The sequence below is a fragment of the Subtercola sp. Z020 genome (assembly GCF_002931235.1).
Classification (GTDB): domain Bacteria; phylum Actinomycetota; class Actinomycetes; order Actinomycetales; family Microbacteriaceae; genus Subtercola.
On record NZ_PSTT01000065.1, the window covers coordinates 1 to 3,839 of the forward strand.

The 3,839-nt window shown below is 70.9% G+C and carries 4 protein-coding genes; 3 read left to right on the forward strand and 1 reads right to left on the reverse strand.

The window, feature by feature from the left end; genetic code table 11:
* Positions 1-549 (reverse strand): general stress protein (locus tag C5B96_RS08335; RefSeq protein WP_233189088.1); only part of this gene is annotated, 549 nt, incomplete at its 3' end.
* A gap of 74 nt (positions 550-623) precedes the next feature.
* Between C5B96_RS08335 and C5B96_RS08340 the strand changes: the two genes are divergently transcribed.
* The 3 genes from C5B96_RS08340 to C5B96_RS08350 form a co-directional block, all read left to right on the forward strand.
* Positions 624-2,000, forward strand: a complete 1,377-nt coding sequence (locus C5B96_RS08340) for a magnesium transporter MgtE N-terminal domain-containing protein (RefSeq protein ID WP_104244811.1) — start codon at positions 624-626, stop codon at positions 1,998-2,000.
* Positions 1,990-2,532, forward strand: a complete 543-nt coding sequence (locus tag C5B96_RS08345; RefSeq protein ID WP_104244813.1) for a DUF1003 domain-containing protein — start codon at positions 1,990-1,992, stop codon at positions 2,530-2,532. The genes C5B96_RS08340 and C5B96_RS08345 overlap by 11 nt, the downstream gene beginning before the upstream one ends.
* Positions 2,525-3,839: P-loop NTPase (locus C5B96_RS08350; protein WP_369826457.1), on the forward strand; the 1,315-nt coding region annotated here is incomplete at its 3' end. The genes C5B96_RS08345 and C5B96_RS08350, both read left to right, overlap by 8 nt.

Below are 3,839 nucleotides of genomic sequence, written 5' to 3' on the forward strand. Positions count from 1 at the left end.
CGGCTGGGCGGCCGGCGGGTCTGAGGGGTGCGCCGGGGCGGGCGGCGGCGCGAAGCCGCCGGCGCCGGGCGACACGATGTTGCGCGCGCGGTTGGCCACGTCGGGGTCGGCCACGATGTCGTAGCGCGACGCGATGACCTGCATCGTCGACGTGTAGTCGCGGCGGCGCCGGGTGAGCGTGTACGCCACGATGCGGAACAGCATGCCGAACCCCGCACCGATCAGCACGGCCGCGCCGAGGAATGCGAACGACGACGCCGCCGGCTGGAAGATGATCAGCAGCAACCCGAGGAACAATCCGAGCCAGGCCCCGCTCACGGCACCGCCGACGGCGACCCGCCCGTAGCTCAGCTTGCCGGTCACGCTCTCGACGCTCTTCAGCTCGCTGCCGACGATCGAGAGCTGCGCCACCGGGAAGTCGGCGCGGGCGAGAACGTCGACCGCCTGTTGCGCCTCGTCGTAGGTGTCGTAGGTGGCCACGACATCACCCCGGGGGATGCGTGGTGTCAGCGGAGAGGTACGGCCTGGCCCTGCGAGCGGATTGGTCACGGCATCCATTCTCCCATGCCTGCCCTGAAGCCGCCTGAGGAGCACAGCACCCTCGAACGGTCTAAGTTGGAGGGGTGAGTGCCACCAGAGTCTTCGTCGCCCGATTGGCCGGGTGCACCGTCTTCGACCCGGCCGGCGACCGACTCGGCAAGGTGCGGGACGTTCTGGTCGTCTACCGCAACGCCCTCCCCCCGCGACTGGTCGGCCTGATCGTCGAGATTCCGGGCAAGCGGCGCGTCTTCGTGAGCATCGGGCGCGTCACGAGCATCGGCAGCGGCCAGATCATCACCACCGGCCTCATGAACGTGAGGCGCTTCGAACAGCGCGGCGGCGAGGTGCGCGTGATCGCCGAGATCCTCGGGCGCCGTGTCGGCTTCATCGACGGCTCGGGGCAGGCGACCATCGAAGACGTCGCCATCGAGCAGTCGGGCCCGGGCGAGTGGAGCGTGTCGCAGCTGTTCCTGCGCCGACCGAAGACCAGCGCGAGCCCGTTCGGCAAGGGCCCCACGGTCTTCGCCACGTGGAGCGAGGTGCGGGAGCTCGGGCAGACCGGAGAATCGCAGTCGGCGGAGCAGCTGATCGCGACCTACGCAGACATGAAGCCGGCCGACCTCGCGACCACCCTGATGGACCTGCCGCAACTGCGCATGCTCGAGGTCGCGGGCGAACTGCCCGACGCGCGCCTCGCCGACGTTCTCGAAGAGATGCCCGAGAGCGAGCAGGTCGAGATCATGAACCAGCTCGAAGACACCCGCGCCGCCGACGTTCTCGACCAGATGCAGCCCGACGACGCCGCCGACCTCATCGCCCAGCTCAGCGAGGCGCGCGGTGAGGAGCTGCTGAAGCTGATGCAGCCCGAAGAGGCCGACGACGTGCGCATGCTGCTGGCCTACGCTCCCGACACGGCCGGTGGGCTGATGACCACGGAGCCGATCATCGTCTCGGCGGATGCGACCGTCGCCGAGGGGCTCGCCCTCATCCGTCGGCACGAGCTCGCACCCGCACTCGGTGCGGCCATCTGTGTCACGCTCCCGCCGTACGAGCCGCCGACCGGGCGTTTTCTCGGCATGGTGCACTTCCAGCGGATGCTGAGGTATCCCCCGCACGAACGGCTCGGCTCACTGCTCGACGACGGGCTCGAACCCGTCACCGCCGAGACCAGTGCGGCAGAGGTCTCGCGCATCCTCGCCAGCTACAACCTCGTCTCCGTTCCCGTGGTCGATGAGAACCACCGCCTTGTCGGGGTGGTGACAATTGACGATGTTCTCGACTATCTGCTGCCCGACGACTGGCGAAGTCACGAGGGCGATGACCGAACGAGCAGACGTTCGGCGCCCTCCCTGCAGACGCGGGCCCAGGCGGCCAGCGGTCTGATCAAAGCACCCTCGGCCGGGCACGGCCAGCTGCGGCCGCAGGAGGCCCGTGAAAGGAGACTCGGCAATGGCTCGTAACTCGCCTGTCCGTTCATCCAACACGCGCCTCGACGCCCCGAAGGGGCTCCGCACGAGCGTGCTGCCGACCCGCAACCGTGCCGCCCGCGCCAGCCGCGACCGGTTCGGCCGCAGCACAGAGGCGATCGCCCGCGGCATGGGGACGCCCTGGTTCCTCGTCATCCTCACCGTCTTCGTGCTCATCTGGATCGGGTTCAACACCTACGGCCCGGAGAACTACCGCTTCGACTCGGCGGCGATCGGGTTCACCGCCCTCACCCTCATCCTGAGCCTGCAGGCCTCGTACGCTGCGCCGCTGATCCTGCTGGCGCAGAACCGCCAAGACGACCGCGACCGCGTGCAGATCGAACAGGACAGGCAGCGCGCCGAGCGCAACCTCGCCGACACGGAGTACCTGGCGCGCGAGGTGGTGGCGCTGCGGCTGGCGATGCAGGACATGGCCAGCCGCGACTTCATCCGCGCGGAGCTCCGCTCGCTGCTCGAAGAGCTGTCGGCCGACGACGACGCGAAGAAGCCTGCCGGCAGTGCCTGAGGCGCGGCCCCTCGGGTCTGCCGCCGGCCCTGACGACCTGGCCGACGGCATCCGGCTCGCCCTGGGAAGGGTCATCGACCCGGAGATCAGGAAGCCGATCACCGAGCTCGACATGGTGGGCGACATAGCCGTCGACGCGAGCGGGCGGGCGCTGGTCGACGTGCGCCTGACGATCGTCGGATGCCCGGCGGCGGCCACGATCGAGCGCGACGTCACCGCGGCCACCCTCGGTGTTCCGGGGGTCACGGGGGCCGAGATCCGGGTGGGAGTGATGACCCGCGAGCAGCGGGCCGCGCTCAGCGAGAGGCTGCGGGGGCCGGGCGGCGCTCGCACGATGCAGTTCGGCGCCGACTCGCTGACGCGGGTGATCGCGGTGACGAGCGGCAAGGGCGGGGTCGGCAAGTCGACCCTGACCGCCAACCTCGCTGTCGCGCTCACCCTGCAGGGCCTGCGCGTGGGGATCGTCGACGCCGATGTCTACGGGTTCTCGATCCCGGGCATCCTCGGGTTGACCGCCGGGGGCGTCGCGGTGAAGCCGACGCGGGTGGATGACATGATCCTGCCGCCGGTCGGCCACGGGGTGAAGGTGATCTCGATCGGCATGTTCGTCGACGACAACGCTGCCGTCGCGTGGCGGGGGCCGATGCTGCACCGCACGATCCAGCAGTTTCTGACGGATGTCTACTTCGGCGACCTCGACGTGCTGCTGCTCGACCTGCCGCCCGGAACCGGCGACGTCGCGATCTCGGTCGGCCAGCTGCTGCCGCACGCGGAGGTGCTCGTCGTGACGACACCGCAGCCGGCCGCGGCCGACGTGGCCGAGCGCTCGGGCGTGGTGGCACGCCAGACGGGGCAGCGCATCGTCGGGGTGATCGAGAACATGGCGGGGCTGCCGCAGCCCGACGGCACGCTGCTCGAGATCTTCGGTTCGGGCGGGGGCCTCGAGGTGGCGCGCCGTTTGTCGGCCGGCCAGCCCGCCGGCGGCAGTGGGGCCGCCACGGGCGCGGGCGACGTTCCGGCTGCGGCTGCTGCGGGTGTCGGCGTTCATCCCACGAGTGACGCAGGTGGCATCGGCGCCGCGGGAGCCACGGGCATCGGCGGGGTCGGTGGGGCGGCCGAGCTCGCGGTGCCGCTGCTGGCGTCGATCCCGCTCAGCGTCGCGTTGCGGAGCGGCGGCGACGCCGGCATCCCGATCGTGCTCGCCGACCCCGCCGACCCCGCCGCTGCCGCCATCCTCCGCGTCGCCGCCACCCTCGCGGCCCGCGGCCGCGGCCTCGCCGGCCGCCACCTCACCGTCACCCCCACCT

Excerpts from the sequence above, each read along its gene's own strand:
- C5B96_RS08345 (WP_104244813.1), top strand. The coding sequence starts at position 1,990 with ATGGCTCGTAACTCGCCTGTCCGTTCATCCAACACGCGCCTCGACGCC.